The following is a 334-nucleotide window of genomic DNA, read 5'->3' as shown; positions in this document are numbered from 1 at the left end:
CTAGTCTCGTGGGCTCGTCCAGTCACCCGCTCCGTGATTCGGCTCGAACCAGCACCTCCGTGGGTTTACGACCGGGGTACCGACCTGTGCCGGATCCGGCACGCGGTCAGCAGCTTTCGCCGAACTTGACGGCCCCGATCGTCACCGGCTGCCCGTCGAGCTTCGCTCCGGCCGCCGGGTCGGTCGAGCAGACCTGCCAGTTCGACTCAAGGAGCACCATCCGGTCCTGGCCTGATACGTCGTCGACCGTGATGCTGGTGGAAGCGTCGAGCGCCTGGCGGGCGACCTTGACGGACTTCCCCACGAAGTTCGGCATGGTGGAGCCGGCCTTCTC

At 66.8% G+C, this 334-nt stretch carries 1 protein-coding gene; it reads right to left on the bottom strand.

Annotation, left to right across the window (positions count from 1 at the left end; all coding sequences use genetic code 11):
- Positions 1-106 precede the first annotated feature (106 nt).
- Positions 107-334, bottom strand: a 228-nt coding sequence (locus J0695_RS42845) for a PASTA domain-containing protein (RefSeq protein WP_206970183.1), incomplete at its 5' end; no start/stop codon positions are given.

The organism is Streptomyces beijiangensis (genome assembly GCF_017315755.1).
GTDB lineage: Bacteria > Actinomycetota > Actinomycetes > Streptomycetales > Streptomycetaceae > Streptomyces > Streptomyces beijiangensis.
This window is presented reverse-complemented; position numbering and strand designations above follow the sequence as displayed.